This is a genomic window from Aestuariibius sp. HNIBRBA575 (assembly GCF_040932005.1).
Lineage (GTDB): Bacteria > Pseudomonadota > Alphaproteobacteria > Rhodobacterales > Rhodobacteraceae > CANLNM01.
This window is the reverse complement of the sequence record NZ_CP162414.1, coordinates 3144325-3168923: the sequence shown is the minus strand read 5'-3', so window position 1 is coordinate 3168923 and position 24599 is coordinate 3144325. Positions and strand designations below refer to the sequence as shown.

The window sequence follows — 24599 nt, the reverse complement described above, 5'->3', positions numbered from 1 at the left end:
GTGAAAGATGAACGAAACGTTTGATCATATCGTCATTGGTGGTGGATCCGCCGGCAGCGTTGCCACGTCACGTCTGGTCGAAGATGGGGGCGGGCGTGTTCTGTTGCTAGAGGCGGGGCATCATCATCGCCATCCGCTGTTGGATATGCCGCCCGGCGTGTTCAAACTGCTCAAAAACGGTTCCAAGTTCTTTAAGACGCACCTGTCTGAACCGCAGGCCCATTTGGACGGTCGTCGGTCCGAAATTCCACAGGGCAATGTTCTGGGCGGCGGGTCCAGTGTAAACGGTCAGGCCTATGTCCGGGGGCGTCCTTCGGATTATGACGATTGGAATGACGTGTTGCGGGGCAACAATGATGCAATCGGCTGGGGCTGGGATGATGTGCTGCCGCATTTCAAACGTCTTGAGGGGAACCAAAAGTTTAACGATGATTTGCATGGGGCAGACGGCAAGCTCACCGTGTCTGATCCGGGGTATATTGACGATATTGCCCGGTGGTTTGTGCAGGCTTTGCAGGCCCAGGGCGAACCTTTTAATCCCGATTTTAATGGGGTTTCCCAGCGCGGCGCGGGTTTTTTTCAGTTCACCTATAACAAAGGTCAGCGCGTTTCGGCGGCATATGCCTTTTTGGATCCGCTCAAAGACAATCCAAACCTGACCATCCGCCTTGAGGCCGAAGTCCAGCGGATCATCATCGAAAACAACCGCGCGGTTGGGGTGGTATATCGCGACAAAACCGGCCTGCATGAGGTGCGCTGCCAAGGCGAAGTCATCCTGTCCGCTGGCGCGTTTATCACACCCAAAATTCTGATGCTGTCTGGGATTGGACCTGCGGATCATTTGGCTGAACACGGGATTGAGGTCGTTGCTGATTTGCCGGGGGTTGGTCAGAACCTAAAGGATCACCCAGACGTGTCGGTGGTTGCGCGCGCCAATGGCCCCTATGGATATTACGGACAGGATCGTGGCTGGAATATGCTGCGCAATGGGCTTGAGTTCAAATTGTTTCGGCGCGGGCGGATCACCACAACCGGGCTAGAAGCCGCGTGTTTCGTGAACCCGACAAACCCCGAAGCCCCCCCGACCCACGAAGCGTATTGCATCCCCGTGATGTATCTGGACGACGATTGGCTAAAGCGGATCGGCGATGGACATGGCATGTCCATCCAGATGGTGCTGTTGAAACCTGACTCAACCGGCGAGGTGCGACTTGCCTCAGCCGACCCATCCGCGATGCCGCTGATTTCGCCGAACTTCCTAAAGGAACAGTCGGATATGGACGCGATGATCGCAGGATTGCGGTATTTCCGCCAGACCATGGACACCCAACCGCTGGCCAGCCGAATCAAAGAGGTGGTCGCCCCGTTGGATATGTCTGATGCGGGTTTGGCTGCGCATTGTCGCAAGGTCGTCAAAACAAACTATCACCCTGTGGGCACGGCCCGAATGGGCGCGGATGGTGACGACATGGCGGTGCTGGATGCGCGGATGCGCGTGCGCACAATCCAAGGGTTGCGCGTGTGCGATATGTCCGCCGTTCCTGACATTCCTGCTGGAAATACAAATGCCCCGGCAATGGTCTTAGGGGATCGCTGCGCCGATCTGGTCCTTGGCGTTTTGTAATTTTAGTCCGACTAAACATATATCTTTTGATTAATGCTTGACTGATACGTGCGTTTATGGCCACAAATAACTAGTTTGGTCCGACCAAATTAAGGGAGAGAGATCTTGAACGTTGGGAAAATACTGCGCGAACGCAATATTATTGTTGTGACATTGGTGTGCTGTTTGATCTTCTTTCTGATCAGCCCGCGGTTTCTGAGCCTCGACAACATGTCGGCGATTTCGCGTCAGGTCGTGCCAATTGGTTTGATCGCACTGGGACAGTTTTTTGTCATCGTGTCGGGAAACATCGATCTGTCGATGGGCATGGCATCGGTGTTTTTTGCTGTCTTGCTGGGGGTGTTTTTTGGCCTGACCGGCGGCGTGGGCATTGGCATTCTCGCTGTGATCGCAGCGTCGTTGACCATGGGAGGCTTAATCGGGGTTCTGGTGGCCAAACTGAAACTGCCCGCATTCATCGTCACTTTGTCGGCGTTGTTCATGGCGCAGGGATTGTCCGGGCTGGTCATCCCGCGCGGCCAGCAGATTTTCCTGATGGGGGGCTTTTTCCAATTCGCAGGCTCTCACAAGGTGCTGGGGATTTACCTGTCTTTTCTATTTTTGCTCGGCCTGTGTGCTGCGGCCTATGTGGTTTACAATCACACCCGCATTGGTGCGGCGATCATTGCGATCGGCAATAGCGAAGAAAACGCCAAGCTGGCGGGCATCAACGTTGATCGCGTTAAGATCGGGATTTTCATGTTTTCGGGTCTGTGCAGCGGGTTTGCCGGCATCATGTTGTCGACTCGTATGGGATTTGTGCAGCCGGGGCTGGATGGCAACGGGCTGCTGCTGGATGCGATTGCAGCCATCATTATCGGCGGAACTCTGATCCAGGGCGGGCGCGGCACCATTGGCGGGGCTCTGTGGGGCATCGCCTTTATCGGGATCGTGAACAACGCGCTGAACCTGCTCAACGTCGAAGACGTCTGGCATCAGGTTTTCAAGGGGGTCGTCATTCTGACGGCGCTGGGGGTGAATTGGTTGCTTTGGCAATCACGACAATCAGAGGCGCATTAGGACACATATTACCAAACGAACGGCCTGTGATGGCCACCTAACGGTTCAAAAATGGAGGATAGAACCAATGGCATTAAAATCAGCAACGAAATTGGGGATCGCACTGAGCGCCACAATGGGCGCCACAATGGGCAGCACCGCTTTTGCAGCGGATGATGCGCTGGATATTGTGTTTATCAATGACGGTCACGTCGCCCCCTATCACGTCGCATGGCTGTCTGGCTTTGAGGATGCGATTGCGGCCTATGACGAAGCGTTCCCAGATATTGAAATCACCGGACGTTGGTTATCTGCCGAAGGCAGCTTGGAAAAAATGATCCAACAAACCGAAGTCACGATCAACGAAGGTCCTGACGTGATGTTTGTCAACGCCATCAACGTGGATGCGTTTGAACCTCTTGTTGCCCAAGCGCAGGCTGCGGGCATCACATGGATCGCGGTGCATTCACCGATGGATAGCGCCGATTACAGCTTTACGTTGGGGGATGTCACCAATGGCCGCAACCAAGGTTTGGCGATGTGCGCATTGTCAGGCGGCGAACCCTACAAGGTTGCGATCATGCTGGGGCAGGCCGGTAACCCATCCGGCGAAGCGCGTCATGCAGGTATCCTGGAAGGGATCTCTGCCTGTGACAATGTCGAAGTTGTCGCCGAACAACCCGCGGATTGGGACACAGTAAAGGCGCAGACATTGGCGGAAAACTGGCTGACTCAGTTCCCGGATCTGGATGCGATTTCAGGTGTTACCGACGGTTATATGTATCCGTCGATCGCCATTGCGGCCAATTCTGGCAACACCGACATTCAGTTCTATGGTTATGACGGTGACGTGCCGATCATGCAGCAAATGGAAAACGGCAATGTGATGGCTGACATTCTGTTGTCGGGCACCCGCGAAGGCTGGAACTTTGTGCAGATGGCCTATCGCATCCACCAAGGCGAAGAGCTGGACCAGCTATATGACTTCTTTACGCCGCTGGTTCTGACCGAAGCAAACCATGCCAAAGCACTTGAGAATGGTTTCCCAGAAGATGTCACAGTTTACCACGTTGATCAGGCCCTTGATGTAGCTGCACATGGCTACCTCGAATTTGGTCCTGACTCTGTTCAGTAAACTGCCATCGCCGCCGGCAGTCTCCCTTGCCGGCGGCAGATTTGATAAAGGCTAAATTCATGACAAGCATAGCAACCGCGACCTCACCAACCGCAAAGAAGGCGTTGAGCGGCCTGACGCTCCGCTACCTTGTGCTTTCTGGATTGATCGTCATCGCATCGCTGGGGTTCAGCTTTGCCAATGAGAATTTTTATTCGCTGGTGAATATCGGCATCCTGCTGCGGTCCATCGCAGTTCTGTTTTTGGTGTCGATGGGAATGACATTTGTCATGCTCACCGGCGGAATTGATCTGAGCGTCGGTTCAAACGTCGCCTTTGCGGGGGGGGTTGGGGTCATCACATTGACCACAACCGGAAGCGCCCCTCTCGGCTTTGTGGCGGTGATCATTGCCGGCATGGCCATCGGTACAATCAACGGTATTTTCATCGGACGGCTGAAATTGTCGGCGTTTATGGTGACATTGGCGACCTTTGCGTTGGCGCGCGGGCTGGCATTGGTGATCTATGATGCGACCTCAATTAATGTCTCTGACCCGACCTTTCTTTGGCTTGGCGGCACAAGCTGGGGCAACATGCCCGTTGTGATCCCATTTGTGGCCTGTGTGTTTGTAGCGCTCAGCATCCTGCTTTATCGCACGCCATTTGGCCGCAATGTTTACGCTGCGGGTGCCAATTTCAACACGGCCTTTGTGTTGGGGCGCAGGCCGGAACGGTCGGTTGTCTGGATCTATGCCCTGTCCGGCGCATTGGCCGGTCTGTCGGCCATCGTGACAGTTGGGCGGGTGTCGTCGGGCCAGCCATGGTCGGGGCTTTATCTGGAGTTTGACGCGATCACAGCCGTGATCCTGGGGGGCACATCCCTGTTTGGCGGACGCGGGCGCCTGCTTGGGACGATCCTTGGCGTGTTGCTCTATGGGATCATCATCAATGGGCTCGTTTTGACGGGCACCAATCCGTATCTGCAAAGCCTGATCAAAGGCATGATCCTGTTGGGTGTGGTGCTGCTGGACAGCTGGACGCAACGGGGGAAAACAGCATGACGAACCGCATTGACATGAAAGGCATCGGCAAAAGCTTTTTTGCCACGCGGGCCTTGGATAACGTTGATTTTTCCTGTGTCGCAGGCGAAGTGCATGCATTGGTCGGCCTGAACGGTGCGGGCAAATCAACCTTGATGAAGGTGCTCGGCGGGGTCATTCAGCGCGACCAAGGCGTCATTGAAATGAATGGTCAGCCTATCGAAATCAGCGCGCCGATTGATGCGACAAATCACGGTGTCGCGATGATCCATCAGGAATATTCGCTGATCAACGAACTGACCGTGGCCGATAATATCTTTCTTGGGCGCGAATTGTTTGTCGGCAAAACGCCGTTTCTGAACAAACGGGAAATGGCGCGGCGCGTGACCGCGCAACTGGATCGTTTTGGCCTAAACCTAGACCCGTCACGTCCCGTGCGTGAACTGAATTCAGGCGAAAAACAGATCGTGGAAATCATCCGTGCTTTGATGTCCAACAGTTGGCTGATTGTGATGGATGAACCCACATCGGCCCTATCCGAAGAGGATAAGGAACGGTTGTTTGGATTTATCCGCCGCATGAAGGCCGAAGGCGTCGCGATTATCTATATCTCGCACCATATGCCAGAAATCTTTGGTATTGCGGAACAGGTCACTGTGATGCGGGACGGCAAAATTGTTCTTTCTGAACGGACATCGGGCACCACAGAGGATGCTGTGATCCAGACCATGACCGGCACCGAATTGGATGATTTTGTGAAGCCGACCAAAACCATCAGTGACGACATCCTGCTGGACGTTAGCGGCCTGAACATCCCCCAAGTTTACGAAGACATTTCATTTGATCTGCGTCGGGGTGAAATTCTGGTGCTCACGGGTCTGCGTGGTTGCGGCGCACCTGAACTGGCCAAAGCGATTTTTGGCCTGACGGCTGGCTATGACGGAACAATTTCCTATCGCAACACGCCGTTGCGTCCGGGGCGTGGCCCTGCGGCATCGGTGCGTGATGGGATGGGAATGGTGACGGAAAACCGGGACAAAAACGGGATTATGGCGGCCCTGTCGGTGCGTGATAACATTGCGCTGCCTTTCTTGGAAAAAGCGACCCGAGCAGGGCTGATCAACGGTCATCAGATCGAAACCGTTGTCGAAAAAGCGATCCGCGAAACATCCACCAAGACATCGTCACCCGATCAGGAAATCCGGTTCCTGTCGGGCGGAAACAAACAGAAAATCTGTTTTTCACGCTGGTTGGACGATGATCTGGAACTCTTGATCCTGTTGGAACCAACACGCGGCATTGATGTCCATGCCAAGGCGGATATCTATCGGATCATTGAGGATCTCGCGACACGCGGAGTTGGCGTGCTGATCCTCAGCTACGAAATCGACGAAGTGATCATGCTCGCTGATCGGGTGATTACCATGTATCAGGGGCGGTCTGTCGCCGAATATAGCCACCCAAATTTTGACAAAGATAAGATGCTCGCGGATATGTCAGGGGCCAACCTGCCCGCGGCCGCGCATGCCTGAGAGGAAACCCATGACCTATTATCAAGCCTTTATCGACAACACGTTTGTTGATGCCTCAAACGGGGCACGCATGTCAGTCGAAGATCCGGCAACCGGTGCGATCTGGGCCGAAGTGCCGGCCTGTACGCCTGATGACGTGGCACGTGCGATTGAAACATCGGCACGCGCCCAAAAAGAATGGCAAATGCTGCCGCCCCAGACGCGGGCTGAACATATTTATCGCATCACTGACGGCATTGAACGCGAACGCGACCTGCTAGAGGAACTGCTGGTGCTGGAGCAAGGAAAAAGCCGCGCAGAGGCCGCCGGAGAGGTCACCGATACCATTCGCTATATGACCTATGCCGCAGAATCCGCGCGCCGTATCCAGGGCGAAATTCTGCCCTCTGACCGACCCAATGAACAGCTCTTTATCTATCGCGTGCCTTATGGGGTGACGCTGGGGTTATGCGCATATAATTACCCGCTGGCCCTGATCGGCCGCAAAGCCGGACCCGCATTGGTGGCGGGCAACACCATGATCCTAAAGCCACACGAAGCCACACCCGTGACGGCATCGGTTTTCTGCAGAATTTGCCAAGAGGCCGGTTTGCCCGCCGGGGTTATAAACATGGTCACAGGCACCGGCGCGGATGTTGGCGCCCCCTTGGTCGAAAACCCGACCGTGCGCATGATTACCCTGACGGGATCTATTCGGGCTGGGCAAATGGTCATGGCCGCTTCGTCGAAAAACCTGACGGCATTGTCGTTGGAACTGGGGGGATCAGCCCCGTTTATCGTGCTAAAAGACGCCGATATCGACGCCGCTGCAGAGGCCGCCGTTGTGGCGCGTTATGCCAATGCAGGGCAGGTCTGTATCTGCAACGAAGGCGTTCTGGTCGAAGATGCCATCGCGGATGAATTTATTGCCAAAGTTCTGGAGAAGGTGAAAAACGTTCAGGTCGGTGACCCCAAAACCAATGGGGGCATGGGCCCTGTGACCACAGCGGATGCTTTGGCCCGGGTGGAACAGATCGTAGCGGACTCAGTGAAATCGGGTGCCAAAGTGGCCGCAGGAGGCAAACGCCCTGACGGGGCCGCCTTTGCATCGGGGAACTGGTACGAACCCACCGTTTTGATCGACGCCACCGCCGAAACCGCCGCCGTCAAAGAAGAGATCTTTGGCCCGGTCATGCCCATCGTTCGGGTCAAGGATTACGAAGAAGCGCTGAGCATCGCAAATGCGCGCCCCGATGGTTTGTCCGCCTATCTTTGGACCCAAAACCCATCAATCCACATGGATGCAATTGCACGTCTTGAAACCGGGACGATTTTCCTGAATTCGGGCATTACCGGGCTGGTGAACGGCTATCATAATGGCCACAAACTAAGCGGTGTTGGCGGCGAAGACGGCGTGCATGGTTTTGAAGGCTACATGCAAAAACGCACCGTTTATATGGGGTACTGACCTGTTTTTGGCGGCTTAGATGTCGCCAAAGGTTGCGCGCACTTGATCCCATGCCGCCGCCAAATGCGATCTCAGCGCCGTTTCTGCGGCGTCGGGGTCGCGCATCAGGATTGCCTCTAGGATTGCGGAATGCGCTGCAAAGTTGGCTTTGTTGCGATCAGGAAGTCGGGGCATCTGGCTCCATTGGGGGTACAGCCACGTGGTATATGCACGGTGCACAGCGGGCCAAACCGGATTGCCGGAAATGTTGTAAAAGACCCGGTGGAATTGCATGTCTGTTTCATAAAACAGGTCGTTGTCATTGATCGCGGCGCCATTGGCCTGCAGCGCTTCTTTGAGGTCGATGATATCTTGTTTTCCGGCCATTTCAGCCGCGCCCCGCACCAATGCGGCCTCTACTAGAATGCGTGAATCAAACAAATTGCGCACGCCGCTGGGCTGCAATAGCAGATTGCCCACGATAGAGCTGGCAGCGTCCATGGCCGCTTCGTAGCCGGGTTTGCGCACGACCGGACGGTGACGCGGCTTTGCATCGATCAAACCTTGGCTGGATAGAATGCTGATCGCTTCGCGGGTGACGGTGCGGCTGATGTTGAACTCTGCCATCAAATCACGTTCCGCCGGAAGTGGTTCGCCATTGGCGATCGACCCGTCACGAATCCTCTGCACCATTGCTTCGACAACTTGGTCCGCAGCGCGTCCTGATTTTTGTTCTGTCATGTTTTTAACCTCAGTGTTCTTTTGTATGACTAAAAATCAAATTTATACAAGCAACTTGACAATTCGGCCGCCTTGGGCAAGTTTTAGACAGATTTGGTCCGACCAAAACAGAAAATTGACGAAAGTATAATAATGTCGAAGCCCCATTATCCTATTCAAGATGTCATTGTCCGATCCTTTGATGTTCCATTGGCCGAAATCCTGACCGATGCCAAGCACGGAGATCATACGCATTTTGAGTTGGTAACCGCGACTATACGGCTTGCGGATGGGTCCGAGGGCACTGGCTATACTTATACAGGTGGCAAAGGGGGGCGTGCAATTGCGGCAATGATTGAACATGATCTGGCGCCCTTTTTAATTGGTCAGGATGCCCAAGACGTCGAAGCGTTGTACGACGCGATGCAATGGCATGTTCATTATGTGGCGCGTGGCGGGATTGCGTCATTTGCCATCTCTGCGCTTGATATCGCGTTGTGGGATTTGCGCGGGAAACGGACTGGCCAACCCTTGTGGAAAATGGCCGGCGGAACGGCGGATCGTTGTGCAGCCTATGCGGGTGGCATTGACCTGAATTTTCCACTGCCGAAATTGCTGGATAGTGTGCGGGGCTATATCGCGCGCGGATTCAACGGCGTTAAAATCAAGATCGGCCAACCCAGCTTGGACGACGACATCGCCCGGATCAAAGCGGTCCGCGAAACGATTGGGCCTGATGTCACCTTTATGGTGGATGCAAATTATTCCATGAACGTTGAGCAAGCGATCCAAGCGGCCAATGCGTTCAAACCCTACGATATCACATGGTTCGAAGAACCGATCATTCCCGACCATTACCACGGATATGCCCAGATCGCAGATGCGACGGGGATGCCGCTTGCGATGGGGGAAAATCTGCACACCATTCACGAATTTGAATATGCGATGGCGGATGCCAAGCTGAGCTTTGTCCAGCCGGATGCCTCTAATTGTGGGGGTATCACTGGTTGGCTTCAGGTTGCGGCCCTTGCTCAGGCAAACGACGTGCCGGTCTGTAGTCATGGTATGCAGGAATTACATGTTAGCCTCGTCTCGGCGCAGAAAAATCCGGGCTGGATTGAGGTGCATTCGTTTCCAATCGATACTTACACAAAACGTCCCCTTGTTGTTGAAAACCACCTTGCTGTTGCGCCAAACGATGCTGGCATTGGGGTGACCTTCGACTGGGATAAACTGACCCAAGCGCATAAGGACATGCACGATGAGCGATCTTGAAATCAACGCGGCCTACTATCGCGGCGATAAAACATTCACCGTCGAAAAAACGGTTTCGCCCCCGCCCAAAGCGGGCGAAGTGGCGGTGCGCATCGCCTATTGCGGGATTTGCGGCACCGACATGCATGTATTTCACGGCAATATGGATGCCCGCGTGGGCCTGAACCGCATTGTTGGCCACGAAATGTCCGGCATCGTGGAACGTGTCGGCGCCGATGTGGATGGGTTTTCTGTTGGGCAAAACGTTGTTGTGCGCCCGCTTGAACATTGTGGGGAATGCCCGGCCTGCGTCGCAGGGCACACCCATATCTGCCACAAGCTGAAATTCCTCGGTCTGGATACGGACGGGGCGATGCAGGAAATCTGGAATGTGCCCGCGCATGTTTTGCATCAATTGCCCGCCGATATGCGTCTGGATCATGCGGCGCTGATCGAACCTGTTGCGGTTGCGTGTCACGATGTGCGGCGCGCTGCGCTAAAAAAAGGCGAAGACGTTGTGGTCATCGGCGGTGGCCCGATTGGGGTTCTGGTGGCGATGGTCGCACGTGATAGCGGCGGCAATGTCGTCATTTCTGAGGTGAACCCGCATCGTTTGGCCATTGCGGAAACGCTGGGATTTGACACCGTTAACCCCAAAGACACCGATTTGGTTGAGGCGATCAATCAACGCACCGGTGGCAAAGGGGCCGATGTGGTCTTTGAGGTGTCGGGCACACAGCCGGGCGTGGACGCGATGACAGCCGTGGCTGCGACGCGTGCGCGGATCGTGATGGTGGCCATTCATGCGACCAAACCGCAGATTGACTTGTTTCAGTTCTTTTGGCGTGAACTCGACCTGATGGGCGCGCGGGTTTATGAACCCCAAGATTACGATAAGGCGATTGAAATCATCGCCAGCGGCGGCGTCGATGCAGATACGGTGATCACGGATATCAGCCCGCTAAGTGACATTCAGGCAGCGTTTGAAGCATTGGACAGCAGCCCAACCGCGATGAAAAGCCTGATCAAGGTAGGGGTATAAACATGTTGGAAATATTTGATCTAACCGGAAAAACCGCTTTGGTGACGGGGTGTAAACGCGGCATTGGGCGTGGCATGGCCGAAGCATTGGCCGCGGCAGGCGCGGATATCATTGGCGTGTCCGCATCGCTAGAAACCAGCGGCAGTGAAGTCGAAAAAGCTGTTCTGGGTTTGGGACGTACCTTTCGGGCCTATACCTGCGATTTTTCGGATCGCGCAGCGGTTACCGCATTTGCTAAGCAGCTCGAAACCGATGGGATTGAACCTGATATTCTGGTGAACAATGCCGGGACGATCAAACGAACCCCCGCCGCGCAACATCCCGATGAAATGTGGGACGAAGTGATTGAGGTGAACCTGAACGCCCAATTTGTGCTGAGCCGCGAAGTTGGCCGGGGGATGATTGAACGCGCCAAAGCGGGGCGTGGCCGGGGCAAAATCATATTCACTGCGTCGTTGCTGACCTATCAGGGGGGCATTACGGTGCCGGGTTATGCGGCGTCCAAAGGTGGGATCGGTCAATTGACCAAAGCATTAGCCAATGAATGGGCTGGGCAGGGCGTGAATGTGAACGCGATTGCGCCGGGTTATATCGCGACCGACAACACCGAAGCGTTGCGCAATGATCCGGAACGTCATGACGCCATTTTAGGACGGATTCCGCATGGTCGCTGGGGCACACCAGATGATTTCGCCGGACCGATTGTGTTTCTGTCATCTGCGGCGTCCGACTATGTCAGCGGTGAAATCCTGACCGTTGATGGCGGTTGGATGGGACGTTAGTTTTACACAAAGCCGCAGCGTCTGTTTGGGCGCTGCAGCTAAGGCGGCTTTGTCCCATGGAAGCGGCAAACCTGACCGATGTTTTGGCGCAGTTTGGTCGGATCAGATTGATCATTGCGGCGGTTATTCGGACTAGTTTGAAATCAGCTCAGACAGTTCTTTGGATGCCTTTTTAAGCGCATCCAAATGATCCATCGCTTGATCAATGCTAAAGCGTTGGGTTGGCGCATGAAACGAAAGCGTCGCCGCCAAACGGCCATTCACGTCCAGAATTGGGACCGCAATCGCAATCATATCGGGCATGAATTCTTCGCGATCCAGCGCATAGTCCTGATGGCGGATCTGCGCGATTTCTTCCATCAACTTATCGCTGTCGGTGATGGTATTTCTGGATTTGTGTTCCAGTTTGGTTGCCGAAATATACCGCTGTAGGTGGCTGCTTTTGAGTGAGCTGAGGTACATTTTGCCACTGGCCGTGCAGTAAAACGGCACACGTGTCCCGATCGGCAACTGGATGCGCAGCGGCCATTCCGTTTCGACACGTTCAAGGTAAATCATCGCGTCGCGGTCGGGCAGGGCGATGTTGGTGGTTTCGCCAATTTCGGAACTGAGTTGGTTCAAAACGGCAAGGCGTGCGGTTCGGATCCGCAGAGAAGATAAAATTCCCCCGGCCATCGTGCGTAAACGGGGGCCGGGAGAGTAAGTGCGACCGTCCAGATCCTTTTGCAGAAACCCTTCGGCTTCGAGCGTGGTGAACAGACGGTGGATCGTGGGCTTGGGCAAGCCCAGGATCGCGTTCACATCGGTTGGCGTGACGGGAACACCCGCTTTGGCGATCTCTTCGATCACCAAAAGCAGCCTGAGAGTCGTCGGAATGCTATCCGCTTTGTCCCCGTCCATTTTAACCCGTTACCGCTGTGGCAGGAGTGCCGTTGAGAGTTCTGGTACCAATGCGATTATGATCCAAACCGCAATGAGAGAGAACAGATAGGGCACTGTATACCGAAGTAGTCTGAAATAGGGAACGCCTGTTACGCCCGATGCGACATAGAGGTTCAAACCATAAGGAGGTGTAATGAATCCAATCGACGCCCCAACCAAGAAGACCACCGCAAACTGCACGGGTTCGATCCCAACAGAATGCGCAATCGGAGCCAGAATTGGCGCCAAAATGATCGTCACTGGCAAGGATTCCAGAACCATCCCGGACACAAACACGATCGCCATGGATGCAAATAGAACTGCATAATAGCCACCCATTGATGTCACAAAGGCACGGATGCTTTCGTCGGCACCCATATCGGACAGAACCTGTTGCATCACCACGGACACCGCGATCAGGGGGGCAAGGATGCCCGTGATCTGTGCGGACCGCATTGTGATTGCGGGCAATTCCAGCGGGCCGAAACCTTTGACCACCAGCATTTGCACATAGTTCATGTCTTTGACTTCGCGTTCGTCTTTGATGCCAAGGGATTTGTAGAATGGCAGGCAGATAAACCCGACGATAATACAGAACCCAACGGTCACGCCCGCGGCCTCAGTCGGTGAGAATTTACCAGTGTAAATGCCCCACAGAACCAATCCGATCGCAAAGAAACCCAACCATGCGCCCAAAGCTGTTTTCATCACCCGGCTCAGTTGCAACGGAATGAGGTAGCCCCAACCGTTGATCATGCAGATGATCCAGCAGGCCACCATCATGGCCACAACCATCATGGACCCTGGGATAATCCCGGCCACAAACAGATCGGAAATCGGCAGGTTCAACAAGAAGCCGTAGACGATGAAGATGATCGACGGTGGGATAATGATCCCCACGGTCCCGCCCGCAGCGGCCGTGGCGGCTGAGAAACGTTCATCATAGCCGCCTTCGACCATGTCAGGATGCAACATCGAACCGATGGTTGCCGTGGTTGCAGAGTTGGAGCCCGAAATCGCAGCAAACAAGCCACACGCGCCCAAGGCCGCCATGGCCAACCCGCCCCGGATCCAGCCCAAACACGCATAAGCAAAGTTGGAAAGGCGCCGCGCGATGCCCGAACGGTTGATCAAGTCACCGGTCAGAATGAACAGCGGCATCGCCAACAGGGCAAAGCCATCAGTAAAGACGTCAGCCAAAGCTGCGCCCAAATTGTCCAGCGGCAATTGCAGCAGGAACGACATGCCGACAACCCAGTATCCAATCACGAGGAATACGGGAACGCCGAGCATAAATAAGATAGTAACGCCGACAGATAGCAGCGTAACGATTGTACCGTCACCCATATCAATCCCCTCCGATTACAGCTTGTTTGATCATCACAGCACCGGACCGGTAATTGCGCAGATCAGTGATCAGATTTTCCAAAACACGTCCCGTCAAAGCAATAAACGCAACCGGAACGGTCAACAGGAACCACCATTGCATGACGTTGTCTGTGCCCAGCATGATCTGAAAGTTTGCCGCCGAATTGACGACAACACGTGTCGACGTCGTGATGACGATCCACGAAAATACGATCCATAAAACCGCATCCATAACCAGACAAGAGATTTGCCCGATCCGTGGCATGGCTGTGCGGAATTCAGAAAACGCCAGATGCGTGCGCAACTTGACGTTATAGGAACACCCGAACCATGCCATGATCAGGAACAGGAAGGGCGGCAATGTTGTCGACCAGGGCGGCTGCCCGGAAAAATAAAATCGCTGCAACACCCCAGCAAAAATAATGCCGCCAATTGTCAGGTAAGAAACCACCATAATTGCCGGTTCCAGATACTTTTCGATCAGCCGAATACGATACAGCAACAGCACGGCAAATCCGCCGACAAGCGTAAAGATAAGCCCGGCTGTCCACGATGCGGGACCCGCAAGCGCTTGCTTTAACATCCAGCTATCATTGGCGAAGAGTGCGCTAATCACCCCACCTACACCGGTTAGCCATTCAGGCATTGGTGTCCTCCCCTCAATTCAAAAATCTACCTGCGGGTCGCTCTCCTGATTCAACCAGCAGATATAAAAATGCGCGCGGGGAATTGACCCCCCGCGCGCGTAGCATGCTAGGGCCTGATTAGGCTGAACGCCACCAGCGACGTGGTTCAACGTTTTCAGGAAGCGTATCAACAGGGATTTCCCGCGCTACGTTGTAGATTTCCTGATACGTATCCGCACCACCCTGCCAGTTGTTCAGACGCTCACGCCACTGTTCCCAAGGACTAGGGTTGAACTCTGGTGAACACATTTCTTCGGCCATGCGGATCTGATCGTCAGCCAAGAAGGCAGGGCGAACATTGTCACGGTCAAAGATTGTGCCCGGCAGAACCGGATCAGAGAAGCCAACCGTTTTAACCAGAGCGGCTTCGTTGGCGGCCTGAACATGGACCTGTGCCAGATAGGCAGATTCCATGATCGCATCCTGCAGATGTGGTTCCATCGCGTCAAAGACGGCTGCAGACATCGAGGTGTGCTCGGTGCCGCAGAAGAATTTGAGGTCAACAGCCTGAGAAACAACTGGGGACATGTTGGCATACGCCACAGCGGACGCCCAAGTTTCTGCACCATCGATCAGACCCTGACGCAGACCGTCAAGGGTTTCTTCCCATGCGACGGGAACTGGGTTCAGGTTCAAAAGCTGCATGGCGATACGACCCAGCTGGGTGCCCGTCACGCGGTTTTTGGTGCCAAACAGTTCTTCGAGCTTGGTCACAGTTGGACGATCGGCAAATGTCGACCCCATCTGCAGACCACGCAATTCGCAGTGGCTGAACAGGAATTTCAGACCATGACGCTGTTCCAGAGGATCACGCAGCAGACGCTGTGATTCCGGGCTGTACAGGAAGTGATACTGTGCAGCGCGGCTTGGGAACATATAGGCATAGTCCAGCACGTTCAGGTATGGCGCACCACCGGCAGAGTTCTGTGTCGATGCGGAATACATGTCGACAACACCCAATTGGGTTTTCTCAACACAAGACAGCTGACCACAGATCTGGTTGTCACCGATGAACTCAACGCGAATTTCGCCCTCGGTCCGCTCCTCTAGGTCGCGGGCAAATTCCAGAACCCCGGCCCGCTCGATGAGCAGGTTGCGGGCGTTGAAGCCTGACGCGCCAAGTTTCAGCGTGTGTTTAGGCTCATTGGCAAAGCGTTTGGTGTACGTGCTCTCTGCTGCTTTGGCCAAAGATGGCAATGACACTGCGCCCGTCAGTGCAGCAGCACCCATGACCACAGATGAAATACCGTATTGCCCTGTGAGCTTCAGAACATCCCGACGCGAGATGCCGCTGAGGGTTTTTGATGCTTTCATTTTCTTCCTCCCTACGTTTTTTGATACTTGCAGTCTCAATAATGATGAGAATATGCATGGTGTAGCAAGTGTTTTTATGCCTGACATGGTTAAAAAACTGATAGCGGAGGAAAAAAATGAATGAAATCAGCGCCGACTATGTGATCGTTGGAGGGGGCTCAGCGGGTTGTGTCCTAGCGAATCGCCTATCAGAGGACCCATCGATTCGGGTGATTCTCATGGAGGCGGGGGGTCGCGATTGGAATCCTTGGATCCATATTCCGGTCGGATATTTTAAAACCATGCATAATAAATCGGTTGATTGGTGCTACAAAACCGAACCCGATCCCGGCCTGAATGGTCGTCAATTGGACTGGCCGCGCGGCAAAGTTTTGGGTGGCTCATCGTCCCTAAACGGGCTGCTTTACGTCCGTGGCCAGCCGGCAGATTATGATCGCTGGGCGCAAATGGGGAACACTGGATGGGGTTGGGACGATGTCCTGCCATTGTTCAAACGTTCTGAAAGCCAAGAGCGCGGAGAAGACGAATTTCACGGTGTTGATGGCGGGTTGGCTGTGTCCAACATGCGCCTGCAACGGCCGATTTGCGACGCTTGGGTCGCGGCCGCGCAGGCGGCCGGATATCCCTACAACCCCGATTACAATGGCGCCGAACAAGAGGGCGTCGGCTATTTCCAACTGACCGCCAAAAACGGGCGGCGATGTTCGTCTGCTGTTGCGTTCCTTAACCCGGCTCGTAGCCGACCAAACCTGACTATTCTGACCAATGCACCAGTCTCCCGGGTGCAAGTAGAGGATGGTCGTTGCACAGGTGTGGTCTATCGCGACAAGTCAGGTGAGGAACACATCGTGCGGGCCGATGGCGAGGTAATTTTGTCCTCCGGCGCCATCGGTTCGCCGCATATTCTGATGTGTTCAGGCATTGGCGAAGCGGATCAGCTTCAGGCCAATGGCATCGAAGTCAAAAAAGACGTTTGGGGTGTGGGCAAGAACTTGCAGGATCACCTGCAGGCGCGTTTGGTGTTCAAATGCAATGAACCAACCCTGAATGACGAAGTGCGCAGCCTGTTCAATCAGGCACGGATTGCGCTGAAATATGCGCTGTTCCGGGCCGGTCCGATGACCATGGCCGCGTCTTTGGCAACTGGGTTTATGAAAACAGGTGATCACGTAGACACGCCTGACATTCAGTTCCACGTACAGCCCTGGTCCGCAGACAGCCCCGGCGAAGGCGTGCATCCGTTCAGCGCGTTCACGATGTCTGTGTGCCAATTGCGCCCCGAAAGCCGTGGCGAGATTAAAATCACCTCAAGTGACACAGCGGTTTACCCTAAAATTCACCCCAATTATCTGTCCACGGAAACGGATTGCCGCACCATCGTGGCTGGCGTCAACATCGCCCGGACAATTGGCAAACACGCACCTCTTGCCTCAAAGATATCAGAAGAGTTCCGCCCAACCGCGGATCTGTCGATGGATGATTACGAAGGCACATTGGATTGGGCGCGGAATTATTCCTCGTCGATCTATCACCCAACGGGAACGTGCAAAATGGGCAGCGGTAGCGACGCGGTTGTGGACTCACGGTTACGTGTAATTGGCATTAAAGGTCTGCGCGTTGCTGATTGCTCCATCATGCCAGAAATCGTATCGGGGAATACAAATGCTCCGGCGATCATGATCGGTGAAAAAGCCTCTGATTTGATCATCGAAGATCGTAATAACGGCGCCTTGCACTAAGCGCCATCTTTTTGAATTTAAGAAGGAATACACCATGAAGATGACGACAGAAGAAGCGTTTGTTAAGACTTTGCAGATGCATGGGATTGGGCATGCATTTGGGATTATTGGTTCTGCGATGATGCCGATTTCGGACATTTTTCCGAAGGCTGGGATCACGTTCTGGGATTGCGCCCACGAAGGGTCTGGCGGGATGATGGCGGATGGCTACACCCGCGCGACCGGCAAAATGTCGATGATGATCGCGCAAAACGGTCCCGGCATCACCAACTTTGTGACGGCTGTTAAGACCGCCTATTGGAACCACACACCGTTGCTGTTGGTCACGCCTCAGGCGGCCAACAAAACCATCGGTCAGGGCGGGTTCCAGGAAATGGAACAGATGCGCATGTTCGCCGATTGCGTCTGCTACCAAGAAGAAGTGCGCGACCCGACCCGTGTGGCCGAGGTTCTGAACCGTGTGATCATGAACGCCAAACGCGCAAGTGCACCGGCTCAGCTGAACATCCCGCGTGACATGTGGACCCAGGTCATCGACATCGATCTGCCTAAAATCGTGTCGTTTGAACGTCCCTCTGGTGGCGACGAATCCCTGCAGGCCGCTGCGGATCTGCTGACAGATGCGAAATTCCCTGTGATCCTGAACGGCGCTGGCGTGGTTCTGGCCGGTGGCATCGACGCATCCAAAGAGCTGGCCGAACGTCTGACTGCCCCGGTTTGTGTGGGCTATCAGCACAATGACGCGTTCCCCGGTTCGCATCCTTTGTTTGCGGGTCCTCTGGGCTATAACGGGTCCAAAGCGGGCATGGAATTGATCAGCAAGGCCGACGTTGTTCTGGCGCTTGGCACCCGGTTGAACCCGTTCTCAACCCTGCCCGGCTATGGCATTAATTACTGGCCGACCGATGCGAAAATCATTCAGGTTGATATGAACCCGGATCGCATTGGCCTGACCAAAGACGTGACTGTTGGCATCGTTGGTGACGCGAAAAAGGTGGCCGAAGGCATCTTGGCCCGTTTGGGTGACGCAGCAGGCGATGCAGGCCGCGAAGATCGCAAAAACCTGATCGGCACAACCAAATCCGCTTGGGCGCAGGAATTGTCATCTCTGACCCACGAAAACGACGATCCGGGCACCACCTGGAACGAACGTGCGCGGGCGGACAAACCGGATTGGATGTCCCCACGTATGGCATGGCGCGCGATTCAGGCGGCAATGCCCAGCGATGCGATCATCAGCTCGGATATCGGCAATAACTGCGCGATCGGGAACGCCTATCCATCGTTCAACGAAGGCCGCAAATATCTGGCCCCCGGCCTGTTTGGTCCTTGTGGCTATGGTCTGCCTGCGGTGATCGGTGCGAAAATCGGGTGCCCAGACGTGCCTGTGATCGGCTTTTCTGGCGATGGCGCCTTTGGCATCGCGGTGAACGAACTGACCGCGATTGGCCGCGAAGAATGGCCCGCCGTGACCCAGATCGTGTTCCGCAACTACCAATGGGGCGCTGAAAAGCGCAACTCGACGCTGTGGTTTGACGACAACTTTGTTGGCACCGAGCTGGACCAACAAGTGTCCTATGCCGGCATCGCGTCCGCCTGCGGCCTGAAAGGCGTGCAAGCGCGCACTCAGGACGAACTGACCGCGGCCCTGAACCAGGCTGTGATTGACCAGAAAAACGGCATCACAACCCTGATCGAAGCCATGATCAACCAAGAACTCGGCGACCCATTCCGCCGCGACGCAATGAAAAAACCCGTCCAAGTCGCAGGGATTAACCCAGACGACATGCAAAAAGAACAGGTGTAAGGCAATATGTCATTGCAATCGAAACTGACCATGTCCGGCAATGATTTTGCCGGGCGTGCCAAGGAACTGTTTCCCGGCATTCTGGTGTCAGTGCTGGTCGCATTGGCAGCGCAATTTGTGGCCGAGCATTACGGTGCGCCGGCCATGTTGATGGCGTTGCTGTTTGGGATTGCACTGAATTTCCTGAGTGAGCCGGGGCCAACAGCCGACGGGATTGCCTTTACGGGGCGCACGGTGTTGCGGTTCGGGGTTGCCATTTTGGGGGCCCGGATTTCGGTCGAGTTGTTGATTTCGCTGGGCTGGGGCATGATTGCATTGCTGCTGGTCGGCGTGGCTGCGACGATCCTGTTTGGGGTCGTTTTGGCGCGGTTCATTGGGCAGGGGCCTAGGTTTGCCATTTTGACGGCCGGTTCGGTCGCGATCTGTGGTGCATCGGCGGCAATGGCCATTGCGGCTGTGTTGCCCAAGGATGAAAAATCCGAACGCAACTTGCTGTTCACAGTGTTGGGCGTGACGGTTTTGTCGACAATGGCGATGATCCTTTATCCGATCCTGACCAACGCGTTAGGGTTTGATGACACGACGGCTGGGGCCTTTATTGGGGCGACCGTCCATGATGTGGCCCAAGTGGTCGGGGCAGGGTTTTCTATCTCTGACACGGCTGGGGAAACCTCGACATTGGTTAAACTGATCCGTGTGTCTTTGTTGGCGCCTGTGGTGGTGATCATCACCCTGTTCTGGCGCAATAGCGACGCCGATGACGACGGAAAGCGGCCACCGATCGTGCCGTTCTTTGTGCTTGGGTTTTTGTTCATGGCGGGGATCAATTCGCTTGGCCTGATCCCGGCCAGTGTCGGCGCTTTGTTGGCGAAAACGTCCAGCTGGGCCTTGTTGTCAGCGATTGCCGCTGTCGGCATGAAGACAGACCTGCGCAATGTCATTCAAGTTGGCGGCGGTGCAATTGCGCTGATCGTTGCAGAAACCTTGTTCCTGGCATTGCTGGCATTGGGCGGCATTATGTTGCTGGATCTGACACCTTAAACATGGATGCCCCGGCCAATGGCTGGGGCATTTCACCTGCATTTACGATGAAAAGTCGTCGATAAACACGCTGGGTTTGGCGATGGTTTTCAGGTCGTCGATATTGGTGATCGTCACCTGATTGCCGTCAATTTCGACGCCATAGGGCCGCAACGCCTTGATCGATCGCGATAGGTTTTCCGGGGTCATCCCCAAAAAAGAAGCCAAGCGCCGTTTTTCCTGTGACAGCTTAAATTCCAGCGCATTTTCTGAAAAATTAGACGTGCGCAGGATGTAATTGGCCAGCCGTTCCAGCGATGTGCGCAATTTGAGGTTCTTGGTGTTTTTGACCAGCGACCGATAGCATTGCGCCAATTCGGTCACTACAGCGCGGGCAAATTCGCTGTCTTGTTCAAAAATGGCGCGCACATCTGTCGACGGGATCATGATCACACGCGATTTTTCAGCGGTGCGCGCGGACATCAAATAGGGACCGTCCTTAATCGTGGCCGCCAAGATGAACGTGGAAATGGGCCGCACATTGGCCATGGATGTTTCGCGTCCATTCCAATTGGCGTGCAATTCGATATTGCCCGACACCACGATGTGCAAAAAGTCAGATGGATCGCCTTCGGTGATCAATTCCACCTGCGCGGGAAACGTCTGAACATAGGCGCCGCGGATCAGCGTGTGAAAGCATTCCTCAGACATATCTTTGAACAAATTGAGCGAACGAATCGCTGGAATATCGTCTGGGCGCACATCGGTTCCTTTGGCTTTTGTTCGGACGATAAGTGGCGCAATTGATAAATGTCAAGTGCTGAATTGATCATCATAAGATCAACCATAGACAATTGTTTCGGGGCACCCCGCATTCATCAAGGGTCCGATTATTTAACACACCCTTTTGCCATTTGTTGATCTGCATCAAGAGCGCGCCCCCCGATCTGCCGTTGTGTCGTTTGGAAACAAGGCGGCGAAACCCCCGCAATCGTAATGGAGGGGCCCAATGGAGCTTCAAAATAAAGCCACTTCTCTGTGGTCAAACTTCTTCAATGTGAGAATGGTGCAGATCCGTACCTTCCACATGACGTGGTTTGCGTTCTTTGCATGTTTCTTTGCGTGGTTCGGTATCGCGCCAATGATGATCATCGTGCGCGAAGAATTGGGCCTGACCAAATCCCAAGTGGGTTGGACCATCATCGCATCTGTTGCCGTGACCATTTTTGCGCGGCTGTTTATCGGCTGGCTATGTGACCGGATCGGGCCAAGGCTCGCCTATACGTGGTTGTTGGTTTTGGGGTCGCTGCCGGTGGCAGGGATCGGTCTGGCCGATGATTTCACATCCTTCCTGTTGTTCCGGTTGGCCATTGGTGTGATCGGCGCGTCCTTTGTGATCACGCAGTACCACACATCTGTTATGTTCGCGCCCAACGTGGTTGGCACTGCAAACGCAACATCCGCTGGCTGGGGGAACCTAGGTGGTGGTGTGACACAGATTGTGATGCCGCTGATCTTTACCGGCTTTATCGTTGGTTTCAGCTTTACCGACGCCCAAGCATGGCGGGCATCTATGGTGCTGGTTGGGGCCATCACATTTTGTATCGGGATCGCCTATTATTTCCTGACCCAAGATGCGCCCGACGGAAACTACAAAGACCTGCGCGCCAAAGGCATGTTGCCCTCAAAGGCGAAAGTCACCGGCGCCTATTTTCAGGCCATGGCCGATTATCGTGTTTGGCTGATGTTTGTCATCTACGGCGCCTGCTTTGGGGTTGAATTGTTGGTGAACGGGTCCATCGCGCTCTACTTCGTTGATTACTTTGATTATTTCAACGACAAGCCACTGGCCGAAGCTGCGGTTACCGCGGGAATGATCGCGTCGCTGTTTGGTCTGATGAACATCTTTGCCCGGACATTGGGCGGCATCTTTGGCGATAACTTTGCATCGCTTTGGGGCCTGAAAGGTCGGACAAGCTGGCTGTTTATCGTGCTGCTGGCCGAAGGCATCGCGCTGATGCTGTTTAGCCAGATGCCGATCCTGCTGTTGGCCATTCCGACATTGATCCTCTTTTCGCTCTGCACCCAGATGTCCGAAGGCGCGACCTATTCGGTGGTTCCATTCGTCAACAAAAAAGCGCTTGGCGCGGTTGCCGGTGTGGTTGGCGCGGGCGGCAACGCTGGTGCGGTTCTGGGGGGCTTCTTGCTGAAGTCCGAAGCCTACAACAGCCGCTGGGATGATGCCTACTTCCTGATCGGTATGATTGTGACCGGGGTTGCGTTCTTGGCCCTGTTTATCCGGTTCTCGCCTGAAAAAGAGGCCGAAGAACGGGCATTATTCGAAGCTGCGAACATGGAAGTCCTGCAACATCGTGCAGACGAAGCCAACGCAGCGCTGCGCCATTCGGTTGAGATCGTCGAAGAGTACCGCAGCAAACACCCCGACAAAATGTAATCCAAAATATAGGTGGGCCAAACAGGCCCGCCTCAACTCCACCCAAGGAGACAGAACGTGGGACAAGACCTTAGAAACTGGAATGTAGAGGACGAAAGTTACTGGTCCTCAACGGGGAAGGCCATCGCCACCCGTAACTTGTGGATTTCGATCCCGTCCCTGCTTTGCGGCTTTGCTGTTTGGCTGTACTGGGGCATCATCACCGTTCAAATGGTGAATTTGGATTTTGGGTTTGCCAAATCTGATCTGTTTACGCTGGGCGCGATTGCCGGTCTGACCGGGGCGACGCTGCGTATTCCTTCAACGTTTTTCATTCGGATCGCGGGCGGGCGAAACACGATTGTGTTCACCACCGCATTGCTGATGATCCCGGCCATTGGGGCGGGCATGGCATTGCAGGATCCTGACACCCCATTGTGGTACTTCCAGATCCTTGCGTTTCTGTCTGGTATCGGTGGCGGTAACTTCTCGTCTTCGATGTCCAACATCAGTTTCTTTTACCCCAAGAAAATCCAGGGCTACGCGCTGGGGATGAATGCGGGTCTGGGCAACTTTGGTGTGACCACTATGCAAATTCTGATCCCACTGGCCATGACAATGGGCCTGTTTGGGGGCGAAAGCCGCACCTTGGTCAACACATCCGGGACCTTGATTGGTAAAATCCCAGCCGGGACAGAAACCTATATCCAAAACGCCGGTCTGATCTGGTTGGTGTTCCTTGTGCCGCTGGCCATCATCGGCTGGATGGGCATGAACAACATCCGCGACGAACATGTGTCACCTGACATCCCAAGCCCGGTCGGGTCCTTTGCGATCATCACCGGTATGCTGGCAATTGGTTTTGTCACTGCGGCCTTTGGTCTGTGGTTGCTGCTGCCAAGCGTCGAAGGCGGTTTGCCAACATCTGGCATGGGCATTTCCAAATGGATCGTGCTGCCGATCGTGATCACCCTGACCGTTCTGGGCCTGAAAATGATCCCCGGCGCTGTGGGTCAAAACCTCAGCCGTCAGTACAAAATCTTTGGCAACAAACACACTTGGGCGATGACCGTGATCTACACAATGACCTTTGGGTCGTTCATCGGGTATTCGGCTGCTCTAGCGCTGACCATCAAGGTTGTGTTCGGGTTTAGCCACGTCGAAGTCGACGGTGTGATGACCCATGACATGGTCAACCCCAACGGCCCATCTGCGTTGATGTTTGCCTGGATGGGGCCCTTTATCGGTGCGTTGATCCGGCCTATTGGCGGCATGTGGGCCGACAAAATGGGCGGTGCCAAAGTGACGCAAATCATCTCGGTTGTGATGGTTGGCTCGGCTCTGGGCGTGGCGTACTTCATCCAGCAGGCCTATTCATCCGCAACTCCTGAACAGTTCTTCTACCCCTTCTTAGGTCTGTTCCTGATCTTGTTCGCAGCCACAGGGATCGGCAACGGGTCGACCTTCCGCACCATCGCGATGGTGTTCAACAAAGAGCAGGCCGGTCCTGCGCTGGGTTGGACAGCTGCGGTTGCGGCCTACGGAGCATTCATCATCCCCAAAGTGTTCGGCGAACAGCTGAAAGCGGGACATCCTGAATACGCCCTTTATGGCTTTGCGATCTTCTATGCGGTCTGCATCGCGATCAACTACTGGTTCTACCTGCGCCCGAATGCGTACGTAAAGAACCCTTAAACTGACGCCAACCTGCCCGGTGTCAGCACCGGGCAGGCCAGCC

20 protein-coding genes are annotated in these 24599 nt (G+C 54.6%); 14 read left to right on the top strand and 6 right to left on the bottom strand.

Going from position 1 to position 24599, the window contains the following annotated elements; translation table 11 throughout:
- Positions 1–7: 7 nt before the first annotated feature.
- From AB1F12_RS15945 to AB1F12_RS15920, 6 genes are all read left to right on the top strand, one after another.
- Positions 8–1624, top strand: a complete 1617-nt coding sequence (locus AB1F12_RS15945) for a GMC family oxidoreductase (protein ID WP_368185362.1) — start codon at positions 8–10, stop codon at positions 1622–1624.
- A gap of 105 nt (positions 1625–1729) precedes the next feature.
- Entirely contained in the window at positions 1730–2683 is a 954-nt protein-coding gene (locus AB1F12_RS15940; protein WP_368185361.1) for an ABC transporter permease, read from the top strand.
- 67 nt (positions 2684–2750) lie between these two features.
- Positions 2751–3797 (top strand): sugar ABC transporter substrate-binding protein, encoded by a 1047-nt coding sequence (locus tag AB1F12_RS15935; protein ID WP_368185360.1) that lies wholly within the window; start codon positions 2751–2753, stop codon positions 3795–3797.
- A gap of 59 nt (positions 3798–3856) precedes the next feature.
- Positions 3857–4837, top strand: coding sequence for an ABC transporter permease (locus AB1F12_RS15930; RefSeq protein WP_368185359.1), 981 nt, complete (start codon positions 3857–3859; stop codon positions 4835–4837).
- Positions 4834–6348, top strand: coding sequence for a sugar ABC transporter ATP-binding protein (locus AB1F12_RS15925; protein ID WP_368185358.1), 1515 nt, complete (start codon positions 4834–4836; stop codon positions 6346–6348). The genes AB1F12_RS15930 and AB1F12_RS15925 overlap by 4 nt, the downstream gene beginning before the upstream one ends.
- Before the next feature lie 10 nt (positions 6349–6358).
- Positions 6359–7795: an aldehyde dehydrogenase family protein gene (locus tag AB1F12_RS15920; protein WP_368185357.1), complete on the top strand. Its 1437-nt coding sequence runs from the start codon at positions 6359–6361 to the stop codon at positions 7793–7795.
- Positions 7796–7810: 15 nt separating this feature from the next.
- Here AB1F12_RS15920 and AB1F12_RS15915 read toward each other — a convergent pair whose 3' ends face one another.
- Positions 7811–8515, bottom strand: a complete 705-nt coding sequence (locus tag AB1F12_RS15915; protein ID WP_368185355.1) for an FCD domain-containing protein — start codon at positions 8513–8515, stop codon at positions 7811–7813.
- Between the two features lie 132 nt (positions 8516–8647).
- Between AB1F12_RS15915 and AB1F12_RS15910 the strand changes: the two genes are divergently transcribed.
- The 3 genes from AB1F12_RS15910 to AB1F12_RS15900 are packed head-to-tail and all read left to right on the top strand — an operon-like array spanning position 8648 to position 11572.
- On the top strand, positions 8648–9769 hold the full coding sequence (locus AB1F12_RS15910) for a mandelate racemase/muconate lactonizing enzyme family protein (RefSeq protein WP_368185354.1): 1122 nt from the start codon (positions 8648–8650) through the stop codon (positions 9767–9769).
- On the top strand, positions 9756–10790 hold the full coding sequence (locus AB1F12_RS15905; RefSeq protein ID WP_368185353.1) for a zinc-binding dehydrogenase: 1035 nt from the start codon (positions 9756–9758) through the stop codon (positions 10788–10790). The genes AB1F12_RS15910 and AB1F12_RS15905 overlap by 14 nt, the downstream gene beginning before the upstream one ends.
- 2 nt (positions 10791–10792) lie before the next feature.
- Positions 10793–11572: an SDR family oxidoreductase gene (locus tag AB1F12_RS15900; protein WP_368185351.1), complete on the top strand. Its 780-nt coding sequence runs from the start codon at positions 10793–10795 to the stop codon at positions 11570–11572.
- A 132-nt stretch (positions 11573–11704) separates the two neighbouring features.
- On the opposite strand, the gene AB1F12_RS15895 is transcribed toward AB1F12_RS15900, so the two are convergent.
- The 4 genes from AB1F12_RS15895 to AB1F12_RS15880 all read right to left on the bottom strand — a co-directional run bounded on the left by AB1F12_RS15895 (position 11705) and on the right by AB1F12_RS15880 (position 15861).
- Complete coding sequence (locus AB1F12_RS15895; protein WP_368185349.1) at positions 11705–12472, bottom strand: IclR family transcriptional regulator; 768 nt, start codon at positions 12470–12472, stop codon at positions 11705–11707.
- 9 nt (positions 12473–12481) lie between these two features.
- Positions 12482–13840, bottom strand: coding sequence for a TRAP transporter large permease (locus tag AB1F12_RS15890; protein WP_368185347.1), 1359 nt, complete (start codon positions 13838–13840; stop codon positions 12482–12484).
- Position 13841: 1 nt separating this feature from the next.
- Positions 13842–14507, bottom strand: a complete 666-nt coding sequence (locus AB1F12_RS15885) for a TRAP transporter small permease (protein ID WP_368185346.1) — start codon at positions 14505–14507, stop codon at positions 13842–13844.
- Between the two features lie 118 nt (positions 14508–14625).
- Complete coding sequence (locus tag AB1F12_RS15880; RefSeq protein ID WP_368185345.1) at positions 14626–15861, bottom strand: TRAP transporter substrate-binding protein; 1236 nt, start codon at positions 15859–15861, stop codon at positions 14626–14628.
- A 116-nt stretch (positions 15862–15977) separates the two neighbouring features.
- On the opposite strand from AB1F12_RS15880, the gene AB1F12_RS15875 reads away from it, so the two are divergent.
- Genes AB1F12_RS15875 through AB1F12_RS15865 form a run of 3 tightly spaced genes read left to right on the top strand, consistent with a single transcriptional unit; the run spans position 15978 to position 20448 of the window.
- The gene (locus AB1F12_RS15875; protein WP_368185343.1) at positions 15978–17600 is read left to right on the top strand and encodes a GMC family oxidoreductase; all 1623 of its coding nucleotides are present in this window, start codon (positions 15978–15980) and stop codon (positions 17598–17600) included.
- Between the two features lie 34 nt (positions 17601–17634).
- The gene (gene xsc / locus AB1F12_RS15870) at positions 17635–19407 is read left to right on the top strand and encodes a sulfoacetaldehyde acetyltransferase (protein ID WP_368184711.1); all 1773 of its coding nucleotides are present in this window, start codon (positions 17635–17637) and stop codon (positions 19405–19407) included.
- 6 nt (positions 19408–19413) lie between these two features.
- The gene (locus AB1F12_RS15865) at positions 19414–20448 is read left to right on the top strand and encodes a YeiH family protein (RefSeq protein ID WP_368185341.1); all 1035 of its coding nucleotides are present in this window, start codon (positions 19414–19416) and stop codon (positions 20446–20448) included.
- 42 nt (positions 20449–20490) lie between these two features.
- On the opposite strand, the gene AB1F12_RS15860 is transcribed toward AB1F12_RS15865, so the two are convergent.
- On the bottom strand, positions 20491–21189 hold the full coding sequence (locus AB1F12_RS15860; protein ID WP_368185339.1) for a cyclic nucleotide-binding domain-containing protein: 699 nt from the start codon (positions 21187–21189) through the stop codon (positions 20491–20493).
- A gap of 247 nt (positions 21190–21436) precedes the next feature.
- On the opposite strand from AB1F12_RS15860, the gene AB1F12_RS15855 reads away from it, so the two are divergent.
- Complete coding sequence (locus AB1F12_RS15855; protein WP_368185337.1) at positions 21437–22882, top strand: MFS transporter; 1446 nt, start codon at positions 21437–21439, stop codon at positions 22880–22882.
- Between the two features lie 57 nt (positions 22883–22939).
- Positions 22940–24556, top strand: coding sequence for an antiporter (locus tag AB1F12_RS15850; protein ID WP_368185335.1), 1617 nt, complete (start codon positions 22940–22942; stop codon positions 24554–24556).
- The last annotated feature ends 43 nt before the right edge of the window (positions 24557–24599 follow it).